Annotated in this window: 19 protein-coding genes; 15 read left to right on the top strand and 4 right to left on the bottom strand. The window is 56.0% G+C overall.

Translation table 11 applies throughout. The annotated features are described in order from the left end of the window. Positions 1–48: 48 nt before the first annotated feature. The 8 genes from rmuC (at position 49) to tatD (ending at position 7,207) form a co-directional block, all read left to right on the top strand. Entirely contained in the window at positions 49–1,560 is a 1,512-nt protein-coding gene (rmuC, locus tag LU196_RS16480) for a DNA recombination protein RmuC (protein WP_232760585.1), read from the top strand. A 75-nt stretch (positions 1,561–1,635) separates the two neighbouring features. Then, positions 1,636–2,394 (top strand): bifunctional demethylmenaquinone methyltransferase/2-methoxy-6-polyprenyl-1,4-benzoquinol methylase UbiE, encoded by a 759-nt coding sequence (ubiE, locus tag LU196_RS16475; protein WP_232760583.1) that lies wholly within the window; start codon positions 1,636–1,638, stop codon positions 2,392–2,394. A gap of 6 nt (positions 2,395–2,400) precedes the next feature. Further along, positions 2,401–3,006, top strand: coding sequence for an SCP2 domain-containing protein (locus LU196_RS16470; protein ID WP_232760581.1), 606 nt, complete (start codon positions 2,401–2,403; stop codon positions 3,004–3,006). Continuing rightward, a complete protein-coding gene (ubiB, locus tag LU196_RS16465) occupies positions 3,003–4,640 on the top strand; it encodes a ubiquinone biosynthesis regulatory protein kinase UbiB (RefSeq protein ID WP_232760579.1) in 1,638 nt (545 codons plus the stop codon). Before LU196_RS16470 ends, ubiB begins: the two co-directional genes overlap by 4 nt. A 108-nt stretch (positions 4,641–4,748) precedes the next feature. Further along, positions 4,749–4,994, top strand: a complete 246-nt coding sequence (tatA, locus tag LU196_RS16460) for a Sec-independent protein translocase subunit TatA (RefSeq protein WP_232760578.1) — start codon at positions 4,749–4,751, stop codon at positions 4,992–4,994. A 9-nt stretch (positions 4,995–5,003) separates the two neighbouring features. Further along, the gene (tatB, locus tag LU196_RS16455; RefSeq protein WP_232760577.1) at positions 5,004–5,531 is read left to right on the top strand and encodes a Sec-independent protein translocase protein TatB; all 528 of its coding nucleotides are present in this window, start codon (positions 5,004–5,006) and stop codon (positions 5,529–5,531) included. 2 nt (positions 5,532–5,533) lie between these two features. Continuing rightward, positions 5,534–6,295, top strand: a complete 762-nt coding sequence (gene tatC, locus LU196_RS16450; RefSeq protein ID WP_232760575.1) for a Sec-independent protein translocase subunit TatC — start codon at positions 5,534–5,536, stop codon at positions 6,293–6,295. 129 nt (positions 6,296–6,424) lie between these two features. Continuing rightward, positions 6,425–7,207, top strand: a complete 783-nt coding sequence (gene tatD / locus LU196_RS16445) for a 3'-5' ssDNA/RNA exonuclease TatD (protein ID WP_232760574.1) — start codon at positions 6,425–6,427, stop codon at positions 7,205–7,207. On the opposite strand, the gene rfaH is transcribed toward tatD, so the two are convergent. Further along, complete coding sequence (gene rfaH, locus LU196_RS16440) at positions 7,204–7,692, bottom strand: transcription/translation regulatory transformer protein RfaH (RefSeq protein ID WP_232760572.1); 489 nt, start codon at positions 7,690–7,692, stop codon at positions 7,204–7,206. The two genes, tatD and rfaH, sit on opposite strands and share 4 nt — an antisense overlap. A 214-nt stretch (positions 7,693–7,906) precedes the next feature. Here rfaH and pepE point away from each other — a divergent pair, with 214 nt between their 5' ends. From pepE to fre, 3 genes are all read left to right on the top strand, one after another. Beyond that, the gene (pepE, locus tag LU196_RS16435) at positions 7,907–8,638 is read left to right on the top strand and encodes a dipeptidase PepE (protein WP_232760571.1); all 732 of its coding nucleotides are present in this window, start codon (positions 7,907–7,909) and stop codon (positions 8,636–8,638) included. 73 nt (positions 8,639–8,711) lie between these two features. Next, positions 8,712–10,196, top strand: coding sequence for a 4-hydroxy-3-polyprenylbenzoate decarboxylase (gene ubiD, locus LU196_RS16430; RefSeq protein WP_232760570.1), 1,485 nt, complete (start codon positions 8,712–8,714; stop codon positions 10,194–10,196). 30 nt (positions 10,197–10,226) lie between these two features. Further along, positions 10,227–10,928, top strand: a complete 702-nt coding sequence (fre, locus tag LU196_RS16425; protein WP_232760568.1) for an NAD(P)H-flavin reductase — start codon at positions 10,227–10,229, stop codon at positions 10,926–10,928. A 69-nt stretch (positions 10,929–10,997) separates the two neighbouring features. Here the strand turns inward: fre and fadA are convergent, their stop codons facing one another. Both fadA and fadB read right to left on the bottom strand, forming a co-directional pair. Beyond that, positions 10,998–12,161, bottom strand: coding sequence for an acetyl-CoA C-acyltransferase FadA (gene fadA, locus LU196_RS16420; protein WP_232760783.1), 1,164 nt, complete (start codon positions 12,159–12,161; stop codon positions 10,998–11,000). A gap of 10 nt (positions 12,162–12,171) precedes the next feature. Beyond that, positions 12,172–14,355, bottom strand: a complete 2,184-nt coding sequence (gene fadB / locus LU196_RS16415; RefSeq protein ID WP_232760782.1) for a fatty acid oxidation complex subunit alpha FadB — start codon at positions 14,353–14,355, stop codon at positions 12,172–12,174. A 185-nt stretch (positions 14,356–14,540) separates the two neighbouring features. Here fadB and pepQ point away from each other — a divergent pair, with 185 nt between their 5' ends. Genes pepQ through hemG form a run of 4 tightly spaced genes read left to right on the top strand, consistent with a single transcriptional unit; the run spans position 14,541 to position 18,521 of the window. Further along, positions 14,541–15,872, top strand: a complete 1,332-nt coding sequence (gene pepQ / locus LU196_RS16410) for a Xaa-Pro dipeptidase (RefSeq protein WP_232760567.1) — start codon at positions 14,541–14,543, stop codon at positions 15,870–15,872. After that, complete coding sequence (locus LU196_RS16405) at positions 15,872–16,489, top strand: IMPACT family protein (protein WP_232760564.1); 618 nt, start codon at positions 15,872–15,874, stop codon at positions 16,487–16,489. Before pepQ ends, LU196_RS16405 begins: the two co-directional genes overlap by 1 nt. 25 nt (positions 16,490–16,514) lie before the next feature. Beyond that, complete coding sequence (gene trkH, locus LU196_RS16400; RefSeq protein ID WP_232760563.1) at positions 16,515–17,966, top strand: Trk system potassium transporter TrkH; 1,452 nt, start codon at positions 16,515–16,517, stop codon at positions 17,964–17,966. An 18-nt stretch (positions 17,967–17,984) separates the two neighbouring features. Then, positions 17,985–18,521, top strand: coding sequence for a menaquinone-dependent protoporphyrinogen IX dehydrogenase (hemG, locus tag LU196_RS16395; protein ID WP_232778287.1), 537 nt, complete (start codon positions 17,985–17,987; stop codon positions 18,519–18,521). Here hemG and LU196_RS16390 read toward each other — a convergent pair. Beyond that, a partial coding sequence (locus LU196_RS16390; RefSeq protein ID WP_232760559.1) for a hypothetical protein occupies positions 18,501–18,683 on the bottom strand: 183 nt, incomplete at its 5' end. The genes hemG and LU196_RS16390 overlap by 21 nt on opposite strands.

Below are 18,683 nucleotides of genomic sequence, written 5' to 3'. Positions count from 1 at the left end.
ACAGTGCGACCTTACCTTTTCCTCAGCGAGACGATCCGCGGAGGAATTATGGATCAGCAACTTATCATTAGCGGCGCGTTGGCGCTGGCCGGTTTGGGCTTGGGCTGGCTGTGTGCTCAACTGCGCGCCGGTCATCAACACGCCAGCTTCGTGACCGAACGTCGTCTGCTGGAGGACCAGCAGCAGCGTCAGCAACAGCATCTTGAGCAATTACAGCAGCAGATCCAGCAGCGTGAGCAGGAGCTGCGCCAGCTGCACGGTACGCTTAGCGCCGCGCAGGAGCGACTGCAGCAGCTTGACTACTGGCGCGGCGAAAGCGAACAGCTTGCGCGTGAACTGCGTAATCAACTGGAAGTGAACAGCGCGCAGGAGGCCGAACTGCGTGAGGTCACCATTCGTCTTGAGGAGACGCGCTACGCCGCAGAGGAGAAGCAGCGTCTGCTCACCAACAGTGAACAGCGCCTGAGCGCTCAGTTCGAGAATTTGGCCAACCGCATATTTGAGCACAGCGGACGTCGCGTGGATGAGCAAAACCGCCAGAGCCTGAACGGCTTAATTGGCCCGCTTCGCGAGCAGCTTGAAGGTTTCCGCCGCCAGGTTAACGACAGCTTTGGTCAGGAAGCGCGCGAGCGCCATACGCTGACGCACGAAATCCGCCAGCTGCAGCAGCTCAATGCGCAAATGGCCCAAGAAGCGTTAAACCTCACCAAAGCGTTAAAAGGTGATAATAAGATCCAGGGCAACTGGGGTGAAGTGGTGCTCAGTCGCGTACTCGAAGCCTCTGGGCTGCGCGAAGGCTATGAGTACCAGACGCAGGTTAGCGTGCAGCTGGAGCAGCAGGGCAGAATGCAGCCCGATGTGATTGTGCGTCTGCCGCAGGGCAAGGATGTGGTCATTGATGCCAAGATGACGCTTATTGCCTACGAACGTTACTTTAATGCGGAAGATGAAGCGACTCGCGAGCAAGCTATCCAGGAGCATGTCAGCGCCATGCGTAGCCATATTCGCTTGCTGGGCCGTAAAGATTATCAACAATTGCCCGGTTTACGCTCACTGGATTATGTGTTGATGTTTATCCCTGTCGAGCCCGCTTTTCTGCTGGCGATTGACCGTCAGCCAGAGCTGATTTCCGAAGCGCTGCAGCAAAATATCATGTTGGTCAGCCCGACCACGCTGCTGGTGGCGCTGCGGACTATCAATAATCTGTGGCGTTACGAGCATCAGAGTCGCAACGCGCAGCGCATCGCCGACCGCGCGGCGCGCCTGTATGACAAGATGCGGCTGTTTGTCGATGACATGAGCGGCATTGGCCAGAATCTTGATAAAGCCCAGCAGAGCTATCGGCAGGCGATGAAAAAGCTCGCTGAAGGTCGGGGGAATCTGATCGCACAAAGTGAAGCGTTTCGCACGCTGGGCGTGGAGATCAAACGCCCCATTAATCCCCAGCTGGCCGCGCAGGCACTGCCGGACGAAGCAGATGAAAATGGAATGGACGATCGCAGTACGGATGAAAATGCAACGGATTCATCTGACGAGGTGCTGCGGCGCATCAATGAATAGCGCGGTGGTTACGTGCTCGGATCGCACGACTCTGATACACTTTGACGAGTATTGTTTGTGGAACAGGTAAACCCGATGGCAGATGAATCACAGCAGGAAACTACCCACTTTGGCTTCCAGACCGTAGCGAAAAGTGAAAAGGCCGACAAAGTCGCAGACGTGTTTCACTCCGTGGCGGCGAAATATGACCTGATGAACGACCTGATGTCGTTCGGCATTCATCGCGTTTGGAAGCGCTTTACCATTGACAGCAGCGGCGTGCGCCGGGGTCAGCGCGTACTGGATTTGGCTGGCGGAACCGGCGACTTAACCGCGAAATTTTCCCGTTTAGTGGGCGAAACAGGTCAAGTTGTATTGGCCGATATCAATAGCTCTATGTTGAAAATGGGGCGGGAAAAGCTGCGAAACCTGGGGGTAACAGGCAACGTCAGTTACGTACAGGCCAATGCGGAAGCCTTGCCTTTCCCGGATAATCATTTCGATTGCATCACCATTTCATTCGGTTTGCGTAACGTGACCGAAAAAGAGAAGGCGCTGGCGTCAATGTACCGCGTGCTCAAACCGGGTGGACGCTTACTGGTTCTGGAGTTTTCCAAGCCGGTGCTGGAGCCGCTGAGCAAAGCCTACGATACCTATTCATTCCATATTCTGCCGCGCATCGGGCAGCTGGTGGCAAAGGACGCTGAAAGCTACCGCTATTTGGCGGAGTCCATTCGCATGCATCCCGATCAGGAAACCCTGAAAGCGATGATGAACGACGCAGGCTTTGAAAATACCACCTTTACAAACATGACCGGTGGTATCGTAGCGCTGCACCGTGGCTTTAAGTTCTAAACGATCATGACTTTTACCCCGCTTATCACGGGCGGCCTTGAAACCGCCCTCAACCGCATTCTCTATCGTGACCGAAGCCTGAAAGCGGCACGCCAACGTTTGGTCGGTAAAGTGCTGACCTTGCGCCTGCAAGAGCTGGATTTTCCCGTGGTGCTGGTGTTTAGCGAACTGCAGTTGGATGTGCTAAGCGACTGGCAGGACAGCAGCGATTGCACCGTGACGCTTAACGTCAGCACGCTTCCCAAGCTGCGTGACCGCCAGCAGCTGACTCACCTGATTCGCAGCGGTGAACTCAATGTGGACGGCGATCTGCAGGTGGTGCAGCAGTTCTCGGCGCTGATGGATTTGGCTGAACTGGATCCGGCGGAGTATCTGGCGCCGTGGATGGGCGACATTGCCGCGCAGGGCGTCAGTCAGGCTGCACAGCAGGCGCTGGCGTTTGTGCAAAAGCGCGTGCTGCGTCGGCGCGATGACCTTGGTCAGGTGCTGACTGAAGAGTGGCGCGTAGCGCCGGGTGCGCTGGAGCAGGCTTGGTTCAGTGATGAGGTTGAGGCGATGGAACGTTCGCTTAATGCGTTTGAAGCGCGTTTGGCACAGCTGGAGGCGAAATGACGCTGGGAGAAATTCGGCGCTTATACTTTATTATCAAGATCTTCCTGACGTACGGTCTTGATGAGTTGATTCCCCGTATGCGCATCACCTTGCCGCTGCGATTGTGGCGGCGCACCATATTCTGGATCCCGAACCGGCACAAAGACGCAGAGATGGGTATCCGTCTTCGCCTGGCGATGGAGCAGCTTGGGCCCGTATGGATCAAGTTTGGTCAGATGCTTTCGACCCGTCGCGATCTGTTTCCGCCGGCAATTGCCGACGAGCTGGCCATTTTACAGGACCGCGTAGCGCCTTTTGACGGCCACAAAGCCAAAGCGCAGATTGAGCACTCCATTGGCGGCCCCGTAGAGACGTGGTTTGAGGATTTTGACATCACGCCGCTGGCCTCGGCCTCGATTGCGCAGGTGCACACGGCCACGCTGAAGTCTAATGGCCGCCAGGTGGTGATAAAAGTGATTCGCCCGGACATTTTGCCGGTGATTAAAGCGGATATGCGGCTGATCTACCGTCTCGCGCGCTGGGTACCGCGTTTGCTGCCGGATGGCCGACGCCTGCGTCCGGTTGAAGTGGTGCGCGACTACGAAAAAACCTTGCTGGATGAACTCAATCTGCTGCGCGAAGCGGCAAACGCCATTCAGCTGCGCCGCAATTTTGAAAACAGCAGTATGCTTTACGTACCGGAAGTATTTTCTGACTACTGCAGCGAAACCATGATGGTGATGGAGCGCATCTACGGTATTCCGATTTCGGATGTGGCGACACTGGAGCAGCACGGCGTCAACATGAAGCTACTGGCTGAGCGCGGCGTGCAGGTGTTTTTCACCCAAGTATTCCGCGACAGCTTCTTCCATGCCGACATGCATCCCGGCAATATTTTTGTCAGTTACGACCATCCTGAAGATCCGCAGTACATCGGGATCGACTGTGGCATCGTGGGATCGTTAAACAAAGAAGATAAGCGCTATTTGGCTGAAAACTTTATCGCCTTCTTTAACCGTGACTACCGTAAGGTTGCCGAGCTGCACGTCGATTCCGGCTGGGTGCCGCCAGATACCAACGTAGAAGATTTCGAGTTTGCGATTCGCACCGTGTGTGAGCCCATTTTTGAAAAGCCGCTGGCGGAAATCTCGTTTGGTCACGTCTTGTTGAATCTGTTTAACACCGCGCGGCGCTTCAATATGGAAGTCCAGCCACAGCTGGTACTGCTGCAAAAAACCTTGCTGTACGTTGAGGGCATTGGTCGCCAGCTTTATCCACAGCTGGATCTGTGGAAAACCGCCAAGCCGTTCCTCGAAGACTGGATTAAAGATCAGGTCGGCATTCCAGCCATTGTGCGTGCGGTGAAAGAAAAAGCGCCTTACTGGGCGGAGAAGCTGCCAGAGCTGCCAGAATTGTTCTACGACAGTTTACAGCAGCATAAATTATTGCGGCACAGCGTGGATCGGTTAGTTAACGATTTGAACGCACAGCGCACGCGGCACCATCAGTCGCGCTACCTGTTTGGCGTAGGGGCGACGCTGCTGTTAACTGGCACCGCCGTGCTGCTCAGTCGCCCGGATTGGGATTTCTTCCCGGCACTCTTAATGGCGGCGGGCATCGTCACCTGGCTGGTCGGCTGGCGTAAGACAATCTGATTGTTTGGCCAGTACAAATCGCGTAATGTCGCTGGCTTAAGCCTAAATCCATAGGGGCTTTTGCGCATTACACACAACCGTTTTTACAGAATCACAGAGGCATATCTCATGGGCGGTATCAGTATTTGGCAATTGTTAATCATTGCCGTCATTGTTGTCCTTTTGTTCGGTACCAACAAGCTTCGTAACCTGGGTTCGGATTTGGGCTCTTCTATTCGCGGCTTCAAAAAAGCCATGAGTGATGAAGACGACAAAAAGGATCACCCGAAAGAGCAGGACGCTGACTTCAACGCCAAAAACCTGGCTGACAAACAGCATACCTCGGCGAGCAAAGACGACGCCCAAGATAAGTAAGGTAAAACCGTGTTCGATATTGGGTTTAGTGAACTGGTATTGGTGTTCGTGATCGGCTTGATTGTACTGGGCCCACAGCGCTTACCCGTCGCGGTGAAAACCGTCGTGGGCTGGATTAGAGCCATACGATCTTTGGCCGCTAACGTACAGCACGAGCTGGCGCAGGAGTTGAAACTGCAGGAGCTGCAGGACAGCTTGAAAAAGGTGGAAGAAGCCGGGCGCGGTACGCTCTCTCCTGAGCTTAAGCAGTCGATGGAAGAGCTGCGTAAAACGGCGGATTCCATGAAGCGCTCGGTTCAGCAAAGCAGTGAGATCGAGAAAGAGGAGGATGAAGCGAACACCATTCATCAGACTCGTCCTGCGCCAGCACCGTCCGAAACCGCCCCAGCGCACACCGTGGCGTCAGAAACGGCGCACGGCGTCCGCGAACCTGCGCCGCTGCCGGAAGAAACGCCCGGTGCCAGCGCCGTGAAACCAGAGAATGCGCATGCGTCTGACAGCACTGCGGCAGCCCCTTCTGCTAAAGATGAACGATAATCATGGCCGTTGAAGATACCCAACCGCTCATCAGTCACCTGATTGAGCTGCGCAAGCGTCTGTTAAACTGCATTATTGCAGTCTTTGTTATCTTTCTTTGTCTGGTCTACTTCGCGAACGACATTTATCACGCCGTCGCGTCACCGCTGATTAGCCAAATGCCGGTGGGTGCGAGCATGATTGCCACCGACGTGGCATCGCCCTTTTTTACGCCTATCAAGCTCACCATTATTGTCTCGGTATTCCTGGCCGTGCCGGTGATTTTGTATCAGGTGTGGGCCTTTGTCGCGCCCGCGCTTTATCGCCACGAGCGCAAGCTGGTCATGCCGCTACTGTTCTCCAGTACGCTGCTGTTTTATGTGGGCGTGGCCTTCGCGTACTTCATTGTGTTTCCGCTGGCGTTTGGCTTTTTTGCAAAAACCGCGCCGCAGGGCGTAACTATCGCAACCGACATCACGAACTACCTCGATTTTGTGATGACCATCTTTATGGCGTTTGGCGTTGCCTTTGAGGTGCCGATTGCGATTGTGCTGATCTGCTGGACCGGCATCACTACGCCAGAGGATCTGAAAAAGAAGCGGCCTTACATTTTGGTAGGCGCCTTCGTGGTGGGGATGCTGCTTACGCCGCCTGACGTTTTTTCGCAAACTTTGCTCGCTATTCCGATGTACTGCCTGTTTGAAGTCGGCGTATTCTTCTCCCGCTACTATGTGGGTAAAGGGCGTCATGCGTTACAGGATGAGGAACAGAACCCTGAATCCTGATGTCCTTTAGACAGGGCATTTCGTCACGGAACGAAATGAAAAGAGACGCTAAACCGCCCACCCGTTGGGCGGTTTGTCTATCCGGCGTTCGCTGCGCGCGAACGAGGATAGAAGCCATTGGGAGAGAACATGTTTGATATCGGTGTAAACCTGACCAGCACGCAGTTCGCAAAAGATCGCGATAAGGTGGTAAAACGTGCGCGTGAAGCAGGCGTCACCGGCCTGTTAATCACCGGCACTAATGCGCTGGAAAGTCAGCAGGCACGTCAACTGGCCGCCGCGCATCCCGGCTTTTGCTGGTCAACTGCTGGGGTGCATCCGCATCATGCCAGCGAGTGGTCGGCGGAAACGGCGAATACGCTGCGCCGTCTGGCGGAGAGTGAGCAAGTCGTGGCGATCGGCGAATGCGGACTGGATTTTAATCGTAACCTCGCCGCGCATGCGCAGCAGGAGTATGCGTTCGATGCTCAGCTGGCACTGGCCGCAGAGTTGCAGCTGCCGGTGTTTTTACACTGCCGTGAAGCGCACGAGCGTTTTGCTGCCGTACTGGAACCGTGGTTGCCCAAACTGGTTGGCGCGGTGGTGCACTGTTTTACCGGCACGCGCGATGAACTCGCCGCGTGTCTTGCGATGGGGTTATCCGTGGGCATCACCGGCTGGGTCTGTGATGAGCGCCGCGGCCTGGAACTGAGAGAGATGCTGCCGCTGATTCCGTCTGAGCGGCTACTGCTGGAAACTGACGCGCCCTATCTTTTGCCGCGCGATATGCGTCCACGTCCTACGTCGCGGCGCAACGAGCCCTGCTTTTTGCCGCACATTGTGCAGCAGGTGGCAATGTGGCGGGGAGAAGAGGCCGACGCATTAGGGGCCGTGGTGGATCGCAACGCGCGTCAGCTGTTTAGACTGGCTTAAAGCTTACGAAACTGCTTGTTATCAACGCTGCGCATGACCTGTTTATTCAACAAGTTAAGCAGCAGTACAGAGCGGGTTTCACCGTCGGGCTCGGCAAAAATTGCGCGCAGCCCTTCAAAGGTACCTTCGGTGATGATCACTTCATCCCCGCTTTGTGGCGTTTCTGGATCAAGCAGGATTTGCGGCACGTCGGTTTGCAGCGCGGCAATCACGTCCGACGAGACCGTCGCGGGCAGGGTGCCAAATCGGACAAAGTGGCTGACGCCGCGCGTGCTGCTAATGGTGGTGGTGTGAATCGCTTCCGGATCGAATTCGATAAACAGATAGTTAGGGAACAGCGGCTCGCTGACGGTGGTGCGCTTACCGCGCACGATTTTCTCCAACGCAATCATCGGGCTAAGGCAGGTCACCGCTTGCCGCTCAAGATGCTCTTTCGCACGCATCAGCTGCCCACGTTTGCAATAGAGTAAATACCAGGATTCCATAACTGCTCCGAAAGAATGGACCTCAAGAATATCAAACCTGCTGTCAGAGTTATAGCGCATCAGTACGGCTAAGCCCCGCCAAAAACGCTAATTCGAGGCTGTTTTATCCGTTCGTTGCGGCACTGCGGCGCTTTCCAGTAAGAATTGACGGCTGGCGCGCATCTGTATCAGACTCCCCTTTCATCATTAATAAGAACACGAAAAGGACCGGCAAATGGAACTGTTTCTGTTAAGCAACGGTAGAATGTCCAGCGAGGCGCCGCTGCTGAGTTATGCCCATCCGCAGTTACACGCGACGATCGCCCGTCGCGGCATTACTTCCGCGGTGCTGGTGCCTTATGCCATTCTGCGAGGCGACCCTGCGCAACGCGCGCAGGAGTTAACTGATTCGCTTGGCATTACCGTGCGTACGCTGGGTGAGTTTGCGTCGCCGCGGGTGGCCATTGAACAGGCGGAACTGATTCTGGTCAGCGGCGGGAATACGTGGTTCCTGAACCAGATGCTGCATGAGCAAGGCTTGATTGTGCCTATTCAGCGTGCTGTCCGTGAGCGCAATGTGCCCTACGTTGGCTGGAGCGCCGGCTGTAACGTGGCGACACCGTCGATTCGCACCACCAATGATATGCCGGTGCGAAGCAGCGTCGTGCTGCCCGCGCTCGGGCTATTCCCGGTGCAGATCAACCCGCACTATCTGGATGCGCACGTCAGCGGCCACATGGGGGAAACCCGCGACGAGCGGCTGGCAGAGTTTTGCGCCGTGAATCCCGATGAGTCCGTGATCGCCCTGCGCGAGGGCAGTTTCCTCCACGTGAGCGATAATCATTTTCGCTACTACAGCGCGCGCGGCGAGGATTTTAAAGTCTTTCGTCATCATGCCCCGATCGCCGCGTATCACGATACGCTGCCTCTGCAGCCGCTGGTGCCTTTTGTTTGCGCGACGGTTTAACGCAGAAACCTTAACATGCCAGCGCGAACAAACTTATAATCGCTGCTTCACTCTGGCCGGAAGCTAACGCCGCATGAAATATCAGGATTTACGAGACTTCATCGCGCTGCTCGAGCAGCGCGGCGAACTGAAACGCATCACTCAGGAAATCGATCCTGAGCTAGAAATGACCGAGATTGCCGATCGCACGCTGCGTGCTGGTGGCCCGGCGCTCCTGTTTGAAAATCCGAAAGGATACAGCATGCCGGTGCTGTGCAACCTGTTTGGCACGCCCAAGCGGGTGGCCATGGGCATGGGGCAGGAAGACGTCAGTGCGCTGCGCGAAGTCGGTAAGCTGCTGGCGTTCTTAAAAGAGCCCGAGCCGCCGAAAGGTTTCCGCGATCTGTTTGATAAAATGCCGCAGTTCAAACAGGTGCTGAATATGCCGACTAAGCGTCTGCGCCATGCGCCGTGCCAGGAAGAGGTGTTTAGCGGCGATGATGTTGATCTGTCGCGTATTCCGGTGATGCGATGCTGGCCAGGCGATGCCGCGCCGCTGATTACATGGGGATTAACCGTGACGCGCGGCCCCCACAAAGAGCGGCAAAATTTGGGTATTTATCGCCAACAGGTGATAGGTAAAAACCGCGTGATCATGCGCTGGTTATCGCACCGCGGCGGCGCGCTGGATTTTCAAGAGTGGTGCAAAGCGCATCCGGACGAGCGTTTTCCCGTTTCGGTGGCGCTTGGAGCCGATCCGGCTACCATCCTGGGTGCCGTCACCCCGGTGCCAGACACGCTCTCTGAGTACGCGTTTGCCGGACTGCTGCGCGGCAACAAAACGGAAGTGGTGAAATGCGTCTCCAATGACCTCGAAGTACCGGCAAGCGCGGAGATTGTGCTGGAAGGGTATATCGAAGCGGGCGACATGGCACCGGAAGGACCATACGGCGATCACACCGGCTACTACAATGAAGTAGACAGTTTCCCGGTGTTTACCGTAACGCACGTGACGCAGCGCCGTCAGCCTATTTATCACTCCACTTACACAGGACGGCCACCGGATGAGCCTGCTGTGCTGGGCGTGGCGCTAAACGAAGTGCTGGTGCCTATCCTGATCAAACAGTTTCCGGAAATTGTGGATTTTTATCTGCCACCGGAAGGTTGCTCCTACCGCTTGGCGGTGGTGACGATCAGGAAGCAGTATGCCGGTCACGCCAAACGCGTGATGTTTGGCGTGTGGTCGTTCCTGCGCCAGTTTATGTACACCAAGTTTGTGATTGTATGCGACGAGGATGTGAATGCGCGTGACTGGAATGACGTGATCTGGGCGATCACCACCCGCATGGACCCGGCGCGAGATACGGTGCTGGTTGAAAATACGCCGATAGATTACCTTGATTTTGCCTCGCCGGTGTCTGGCCTTGGGTCGAAAATGGGCCTGGATGCCACCAATAAATGGCCCGGCGAGACCACGCGCGAATGGGGAACGCCGATCGTGAAAGATCCCGCCGTAACGGCGCGTATTGACGCGATCTGGGATGAGCTAGCTATCTTTGCCAAATCGCCGCCGCGTTAACGGCAGCAGAGCAACAGAAAAAGGGAACGTATGACGACGTTAAGCTGCAAAGTGACTTCGGTTGAAGCCATTACCGATACCGTTTACCGCGTTCGGTTGATTCCGGCGGCAGCGTTCAGCTTCCGCGCGGGGCAGTATCTTATGGTGGTGATGGACGAGCGGGATAAGCGTCCGTTTTCGCTGGCCTCAACGCCGATGGAAAAAGACATCATTGAGCTGCACATCGGGGCGTCTGACCTGAATCTCTACGCCATGGCGGTGATGGATCGCATTAAAAACGATCGTCAGATCACGGTAGATATGCCGCACGGCGACGCCTGGCTGCGCGAAGAGAGTGGGCGGCCTATTATCTTAATTGCCGGAGGCACGGGCTTTTCTTACGCCCGCTCGATCCTGCTCACCGCGCTGGCAGAAAATCCCGATCGCGATATCGCCATTTACTGGGGCGGACGTGAACTGATGCACCTGTACGATCTGGATGAGCTTGACGCACTTGCGGTGAAGCATCCCAACCTCAAGGTGATCCCGGTTGTCGAACAGCCTGCCGAAGGGTGGCAAGGACGCAGCGGTACGGTGCTGACCGCGGTGATGCAAGATTTTGCTTCACTGCATGAACATGACATCTACATTGCGGGGCGTTTCGAAATGGCGAAGATTGCGCGGGAGCGGTTTTGCAGTGAGCGCGGCGCGCTGGAAGATCGCATGTTTGGCGATGCCTTTGCGTTCATTTAAAGGTGGGCCCAGACAGGCCACCAAAAAAGCCCGCCCATCAGGGCGGGAGCATGTGCAACATTCAACGTATTAAATGCGTTCAAAAATCGTCGCAATTCCCTGACCCAAACCAATACACATGGTCGCCAGACCAAATTGCGCATCGCGGCGTTCCATAAGATTGATCAGCGTGGTGCTGATCCGCGCGCCAGAACATCCCAGCGGATGGCCCAGCGCGATTGCGCCGCCGTTGAGATTCACTTTTTCATCCAGCCGATCCAGCAGACCTAAATCTTTTAGGCACGGCAGCGTTTGGGCGGCAAACGCTTCGTTGAGCTCAAACAGATCGATATCCTCTGTCGTCAGCCCGGCGCGTTTGAGCGCTAACTTGCTGGCGGGCACCGGACCGTATCCCATGATAGAGGGATCGCAGCCCATCACCGCCATGCTGCGAATGCGCGCACGCGGCGTTAATCCTAACGCGCGCGCGCGGCTTTCGCTCATGATCAGCATGGCCGCTGCGCCATCCGAGAGCGCGGAGCTGCTGCCCGCGGTGACGGTGCCGTTAACCGGGTCAAAGGCGGGCCGCAGCGCCGCTAATCCCTCCAGGCTGGTTTCTTCGCGAATCACCTCATCGGTGGTATAGCGCTTCAATACGCCATTCGCGTCGTGGCCGTAGGTCGGAACGATTTCACGCGCAAAGTCACCGCGCTGTGTGGCAGCCCAGGCGCGCTGATGAGAGCGCACGGCAAAAGCATCTTGCTGCTCGCGACTGATATTGTGCATGCGCGCCAGCATTTCAGCGGTCAAGCCCATCATGCCCGCCGCTTTGGCTACCGTGCGGCCCAAGCCGGGATGAAAATCCACGCCGTGGCTCATCGGCACGTGGCCCATGTGTTCTACGCCGCCAATTAAACAGCTGTGTGCGTCTCCCACCATGATGGCGCGTGCGGCGTCGTGTAGCGCCTGCATGGAGGAGCCGCACAGGCGATTCACCGTGCTGGCTGGCACGCGATGAGGGATTTCCGCGAGCAGCGCGGCGTTGCGTGCGATATTAAAACCTTGTTCCAGCGTCTGTTGGACGCAGCCCCAAATAATGTCATCCAGCGACGCCGGATCCACCGCCGGATTACGACTCAGCAGTTCACGCATCAGGTGCGCGGAGAGATCTTCCGCGCGTACCTGACGAAATGCGCCGCCCTTCGAACGTCCCATTGGCGTGCGCACGGCATCGACAATCACCACATTTTCCATTTTCATTACCTCAGGCACTTTGCAGCGCCGCTTCATCAATCGGTTGCACCACGGGATACCAGCTTTGATGCTGATGCGCTTTTTGCTGCAGCAGTTCTGGCAGCGCGTAAAGCGGGCCGAGTGAAACATAGCGTTTGGCTTGATCCACCACATTGCTGATACCGAGCGTGTCCATAAAGCGGCACGCGCCACCGCGAAAAGGCGGGAATCCCAGCCCGTACACCAGCGCCATGTCGGCTTCCGCTGGCGAGGCAATGATCTTCTCCTCGAGGCAGCGCACCACTTCGTGCAGCATCGGCAGCATCATACGATTGATGATCTCTTCGTCGCTGAACACCCGGCGCGGTTCGCAAACAGGTTCAAGCAGCGCGTCAACGGCGGCATCGGCACGCTTCTGTGCCTTGCCTTTTTTGTCCTGTTCCCACAGGTAAAAGCCCATGCCGTTTTTCTGACCATAGCGTTTCGCGTCAAACAATACGTCGATGGCGTCGCGAGAGTCTTTTTGCATGCGTGCGGGAAACCCCTCGGCCATGACATGTTGAGCGTGATGGGCCGTATCAATACCGACCACATCCAACAGCCACGCCGGCCCCATTGGCCAGCCAAACTGTTTTTCCATCACTTTATCGATTTGGCGGAAGTCAGCGCCGTCGCGCAGCAGCAGGCTGAAGGCGGCGAAATAGGGGAACAGCACGCGGTTCACGAAGAAACCGGGGCAATCGTTAACCACAATCGGGGTTTTGCCCATTTTGCTTGCCCAAGCCACCACTTTACTCAGCGTGGCTTCGTCCGTTTGTTCACCGCGAATGACTTCCACCAGGGGCATGCGTGGGACGGGATTAAAGAAGTGCATGCCGCAGAAATTTTGCGGTCGCTTAAGCGCTTTCGCCAGCTGACTAATGGGAATGGTCGACGTGTTGGACGCGAGGATGGCATCCTCACGCAGATGCTGCTCGGTTTCTGCCAGTACTTTCGCTTTGATTTGAGGATTTTCAACCACCGCTTCTACCACGACGTCGGCGCGTTCGAAACCGGCATAATCCAGCGTCGGTTGTATGGTCGTGAGCACGCTTGCCAGCTTCGTGCCATCAATTTTGCCGCGCGCCAACTGTTTGTTCAGCAATTTGCTGGCTTCGGTCATGCCGAGCGTAAGGGCTTGTGGATTGATATCTTTAAGCTGAACCGGTACGCCTTTCCATGCGGATTGGTAGGCAATACCTCCGCCCATGATGCCCGCGCCTAACACCGCTGCGTGGTGCGGTGCGCCAGCGGCGGCGCTGTGTTTCTTCGCCAGGCCTTTGACATATTGATCGTTCAGGAAAATGCCGACAAGCGCCCGGGCAACGTCGCTCTGCGCCAGCGGCACAAACGCTGCGGTTTCCAGCTTCAGCGCATCGTCACGGCCTAAACCGGCGGCGGCTTCAATGGTTTTAACGGCCGAAATTGGCGCGGGATAGTGCTTACCGGCCGTTTGCATCACCATGCTTTTAGCAATGGTGAAGCTCATGGCCGCTTCGATAGGGCTCAGCTTCAGCGGCGCCAGCTTCGGCGCACGGCGCGCCTGCCAGCTGCCTTCTACGATGGCATCCTGCAGCATGGTCAGCGCCGCGCTGCGTAAGTGCTCCGCGCTGACGACCGCATCAACCAGTCCCAGCTTCAGGGCGCTCTCGCCGTCAACGTCTTTGCCTGCGGCGATAATCTCCAGCGCGCTGTCGGCGCCGAGCAGGCGTGGCAAACGTACGCTGCCGCCAAAGCCCGGCATAATGCCCAGCTTGGTTTCGGGCAGGCCGATGCGCGCGCCCGGCGTAGCGACGCGAAAATCGGTGGCCAGCACGCATTCGCAGCCGCCGCCCAGCGCATAGCCGTCAATGGCGCACACGGTGGGCACGGGCAGATCTTCCAGGCGATTAAAAATGCTGTTCGCAAAGGCCAGCCACTGACTCAGCTTCTCTTCTGGGGCATCGAACAGGGACAAAAATTCTGTGATATCGGCCCCGACTATAAAGGCCGGTTTGGCGGAGGTCAGCAGCAGTCCACGCAGCGTTGACTGCTGTTCCAGTACACTTAGGGCTTCGCCTAAGGCCGCAACCGTTTTGGTGTCCAGTTTATTTACTGAACCTGGCGCATCGAAAACCAGCTCGGCGATGCCATCGTCAAGCCAGTGAATTGAAAGCGTATCGCCTTGGTAGAGCATGTCCGTCTCCTGAAACGCGAAAGGTGATCTGGTCATACCAGATGTTCAGGAGTGTGGGTGTCAGGTTAATTTTTTGCAAACGAGAGTTTGCTTATTTGATACGGGGATCACAGCGCGCGCAACGGGGCATCGGGCAGGCCGCTGTGCTACACTGCGGCCACTTTCGCGACATCGGAGACAAGTCAATGGATTCACTGAAAACCCTGTATCACGCGCATATCGCAACGCTGCAGCAGCGGGCGCAACAGGTGCTGGCGCGCTTTAAGTTAGACGCCATGCTCATTCATTCCGGCGAGTTAATGAGCGTGTTTCTTGACGATCACACCTATCCGTTCAAGGTGAATCCCCAATTCAAAGCGTGGGTGCCGGTGACGCAGGTGCCCAATTGCTGGTTGTGGGTTGATGGCGTAAACAAACCCAAGCTGTGGTTCTATTCGCCAGTGGATTACTGGCACAACGTTGAGCCGCTACCCACAAGCTTCTGGACGCAAGATGTTGACGTAGTCGGCTTAAAAAACAGCGACGAGATTGCACAGCGCCTGCCTGCCCAGCGTACAAACGTTGCCTATATTGGGCCGGTGCCTGCGCGAGCGTCACAGCTGGGTATTCAGGCTGAGCACATCAATCCCAAAGGGGTCATCGACTTCTTGCACTACCACCGCAGCATCAAAACCGACTATGAGTTGGCCTGTATGCGTGAAGCGCAGAAGTTGGCGGTTGCTGGGCATCGCGCTGCGAAAGAGGCGTTTTTCTCCGGCATGAGCGAGTTTGATATTAATCAGGCGTATCTCACCGCAACCGGCCACCGTGATACTGACGTGCCCTACGGCAATATTATTGCGCTTAACGAGCACGCTGCGGTGCTGCACTACACCAAGCTCGACCATCAGCCGCCGGCTAAGCGCCACAGCTTTTTGATTGATGCCGGGGCAGAGTATCTTGGCTATGCGGCCGATCTAACCCGCAGTTATGCTGCGAAGAGTAAATCGCGCTACGCCGACATGGTTGAGGCAATGAATAAAGAAGAGCTGGCGCTGATCGCCACGTTGAAGCCTGGCGTGCGCTACACCGACTACCACGTGCAAATGCATCAGCGTATTGCACGTTTGCTGCTGAAGTTCGAACTGGTGAAAGGGCTGACGGAAGAGGCGCTGGTGGCCGAAGACCTCACCGGCCCCTTTATGCCGCACGGCTTAGGTCATCCGCTGGGCCTGCAGGTGCATGACGTGGCAGGTTTCATGCAGGACGATACCGGCACGCATCTGGCGGCGCCGTCACAGTATCCTTATTTGCGCTGTACGCGCGTGCTGGAGCCGGGCATGGTACTGACCATCGAGCCGGGGTTTTATATCATTGACTCACTGCTGGCCCCCTTACGCGGCGGCAAATTCAGCCAGTACTTTGACTGGCAGGCGATTGACGCACTGAAACCTTACGGCGGTATCCGTATTGAAGACAACGTGGTGATTCATCCCCACCGCAATGAGAATATGACGCGCGATCTGCATCTGGCCTAATGGACGCTTACGATATTCCCGCTGAGGCCGTGAGCGTCAGCGAGGAAACCATTAAAAAAAGTCGCTTCATTACTCTGCTCGCCCATACGCGCGGCGTCGACGCTGCGCGTGCCTTTGTCCAGCATGTAAAAAGCATGCATCCCACCGCGCGGCACCACTGCTGGGCGTGGGTTGCGGGTGCGCCGGATGATTCCCAGCAGCTGGGTTTTTCTGACGACGGTGAGCCTTCCGGTACCGCAGGAAAACCGATGCTGGCGCAGCTGATGGGAAGTGGCGTGGGCGAGATCACTGCAGTCGTGGTTCGCTATTATGGCGGTATTATGCTTGGCACCGGCGGGCTGGTAAAAGCTTACGGCGGTGGTGTACAGCAGGGTCTTAAGCGGCTGCCCCGGCAGCGCAAGGTACCCATGCAACGTTTTTCATTGCAGTGCGACTACGCGCAGCTTGGCGACATTGAGCGTCTACTGCAGCGTTTTGACGGCAGGCTTGAAGAGAGCCATTATCAGGATCGCATTCTGCTGCGCGTGGCGCTGCCTCATGCGCAGATTGAAGGCTTCCAGCAAAACCTTTCTGACTACAGCCGCGGGGCGCTGACGCTGACCGCGCTGGATTCCTAACTCGTATCGTTTAAGGAACGGCTGAATGCATTTTCGCGCCATTACCCGCATTGTGGGCCTGTTGGTGATTTTGTTCTCGGTAACCATGATCGTGCCAGGCTTGGTCGCGTTAATTTATCGTGACGGCGCCGGCCGCGCGTTTAGTCAGACGTTTATGATGGCTATCGCGATTGGCTCCCTGCTATGGTGGCCGAACCGCAAACAAAAAACAGAGCTGAAACCGCGTGAAGGCTTTTTGATCGTCGTGCTGTTTTGGACCGTGCTGGGCAGCGTAGGGGCCATGCCCTTTATTTTTGCCGAGCAGCCCCACCTCTCATTTACCGATGCGTTTTTCGAATCCTTTTCAGGGCTAACCACCACCGGTGCGACCACGCTCACGGGACTGGACTCGTTACCTAAAGCCATTCTTTTTTATCGACAAATGCTGCAATGGCTGGGCGGGATGGGGATCATTGTTCTGGCGGTGGCCATTCTGCCTATTTTGGGCGTTGGAGGGATGCAGCTGTACCGTGCTGAAATGCCGGGGCCGTTAAAAGATAACAAAATGCGCCCGCGCATTGCCGAAACCGCGAAAACGCTGTGGCTCATCTATGTGCTACTGACTGTCGCCTGCGCGCTGGCATTATGGCTAGCGGGAATGCCAATGTTTGACGCGATTGGTCACAGCTTTTCAACCATCGCGATTGGGGGCTTTTCCACGCATGACGCCAGTATTGGCTACTTTAACAGTCCAACGATTAACACCATCGTAGCGATATTCTTGCTGATATCAGGCTGTAATTATGGCCTGCACTTTTCTCTCTTGAGCGGCCGTAACCTGAAAGTGTACTGGCGCGATCCTGAGTTTCGGATGTTTATCGGTGTGCAGCTGACGCTGGTTTGCATTTGTACGCTGGTGCTGTGGTTCCACCACGTTTATGACAGTGGTTGGCAAACGCTCAATCAAGCCTTCTTCCAAGTGGTGTCGATGGCGACGACCGCCGGCTTCACCACAGATAGCATCGCGCGTTGGCCGCTTTTCTTGCCTGTCCTGCTTTTATGTTCCGCCTTTATTGGCGGTATGGCGGGTTCCACCGGGGGCGGCCTGAAAGTGATCCGCATCCTGCTGCTGTTTAAACAAGGATCACGAGAGCTAAAGCGGCTGGTGCATCCCAACGCGGTGTACACGATCAAGTTAGGGAATCGCGCACTGCCTGAACGCATTCTTGAGGCAGTCTGGGGCTTTTTCTCTGCTTACGCCCTGGTGTTCTTGCTGAGTATGCTGGCAATTATTGCCACAGGCGTCGATGACTTCTCAGCGTTTGCAGCGGTCGCGGCTACGCTTAACAACCTGGGACCCGGCTTGGGCGTTGTGGCGGACAACTTTACGTCTATGAACGACGTCGCCAAGTGGATCTTAATCTTAACCATGCTGTTTGGACGCCTTGAAGTGTTCACGCTGCTGGTTCTTTTCACGCCGACTTTCTGGCGTGAATAATCGAAACAGGATGAAGTAATGAAAGCGTTAATTCTTTTTTCCAGCCGCGACGGGCAAACGCGCGAAATTGCGGCGCGTGTCGCGCAGACGTTAACTCCGCAGCAAATGTGTGATGTATTGGACTTAACAGAGGTCAAACACCTTGAATGGGAGCAGTACGATCGCGTGCTGATTGGCGCCTCTATTCGTTACGGGCATTTTCATCCAGCATTAATGAAGTTTGTAACGCACCATCAAGCGCAGCTACAGCAGCGCGTCAGCGGTTTCTTCAGTGTGAACCTGACGGCGCGTAAAGCGGATAAGTGTACGCCTGAGACCAATGCCTACACGCGTAAGTTTTTGACTGAATCTCCCTGGCAGCCCGATTGCTGCGCGGTTTTTGCCGGGGCGTTACGCTATCCGCGCTACCGTTGGTTTGATCGCATCATGATTCAACTCATCATGCGCATGACCGGCGGCAAAACGGATACCTCAAAAGAAGTGGAATACACAGACTGGAATAAAGTAGCAGTATTTGCCGCTGATTTTGGTCGTTTACCCAGCAAATCGTCGTAAAATAGAGCGTAGTGGCGAAAAATAGGACGAACGATCATTTTTTTGCAATAAACCCTTGTCAGCCGGAATTAACGCCCTATAATGCGCCACCACTGAGACGGCAAAGCGGCAACGCAGACGGCTCAGCAGGGCGCGGAGTGATTCGCCCCGCCGGAGAAAAAC

The sequence above is a fragment of the Pantoea sp. Mb-10 genome, assembly GCF_021272205.1.
In the GTDB taxonomy this organism is placed as follows: Bacteria; Pseudomonadota; Gammaproteobacteria; order Enterobacterales; family Enterobacteriaceae; genus Pantoea.
This window is presented reverse-complemented; position numbering and strand designations above follow the sequence as displayed.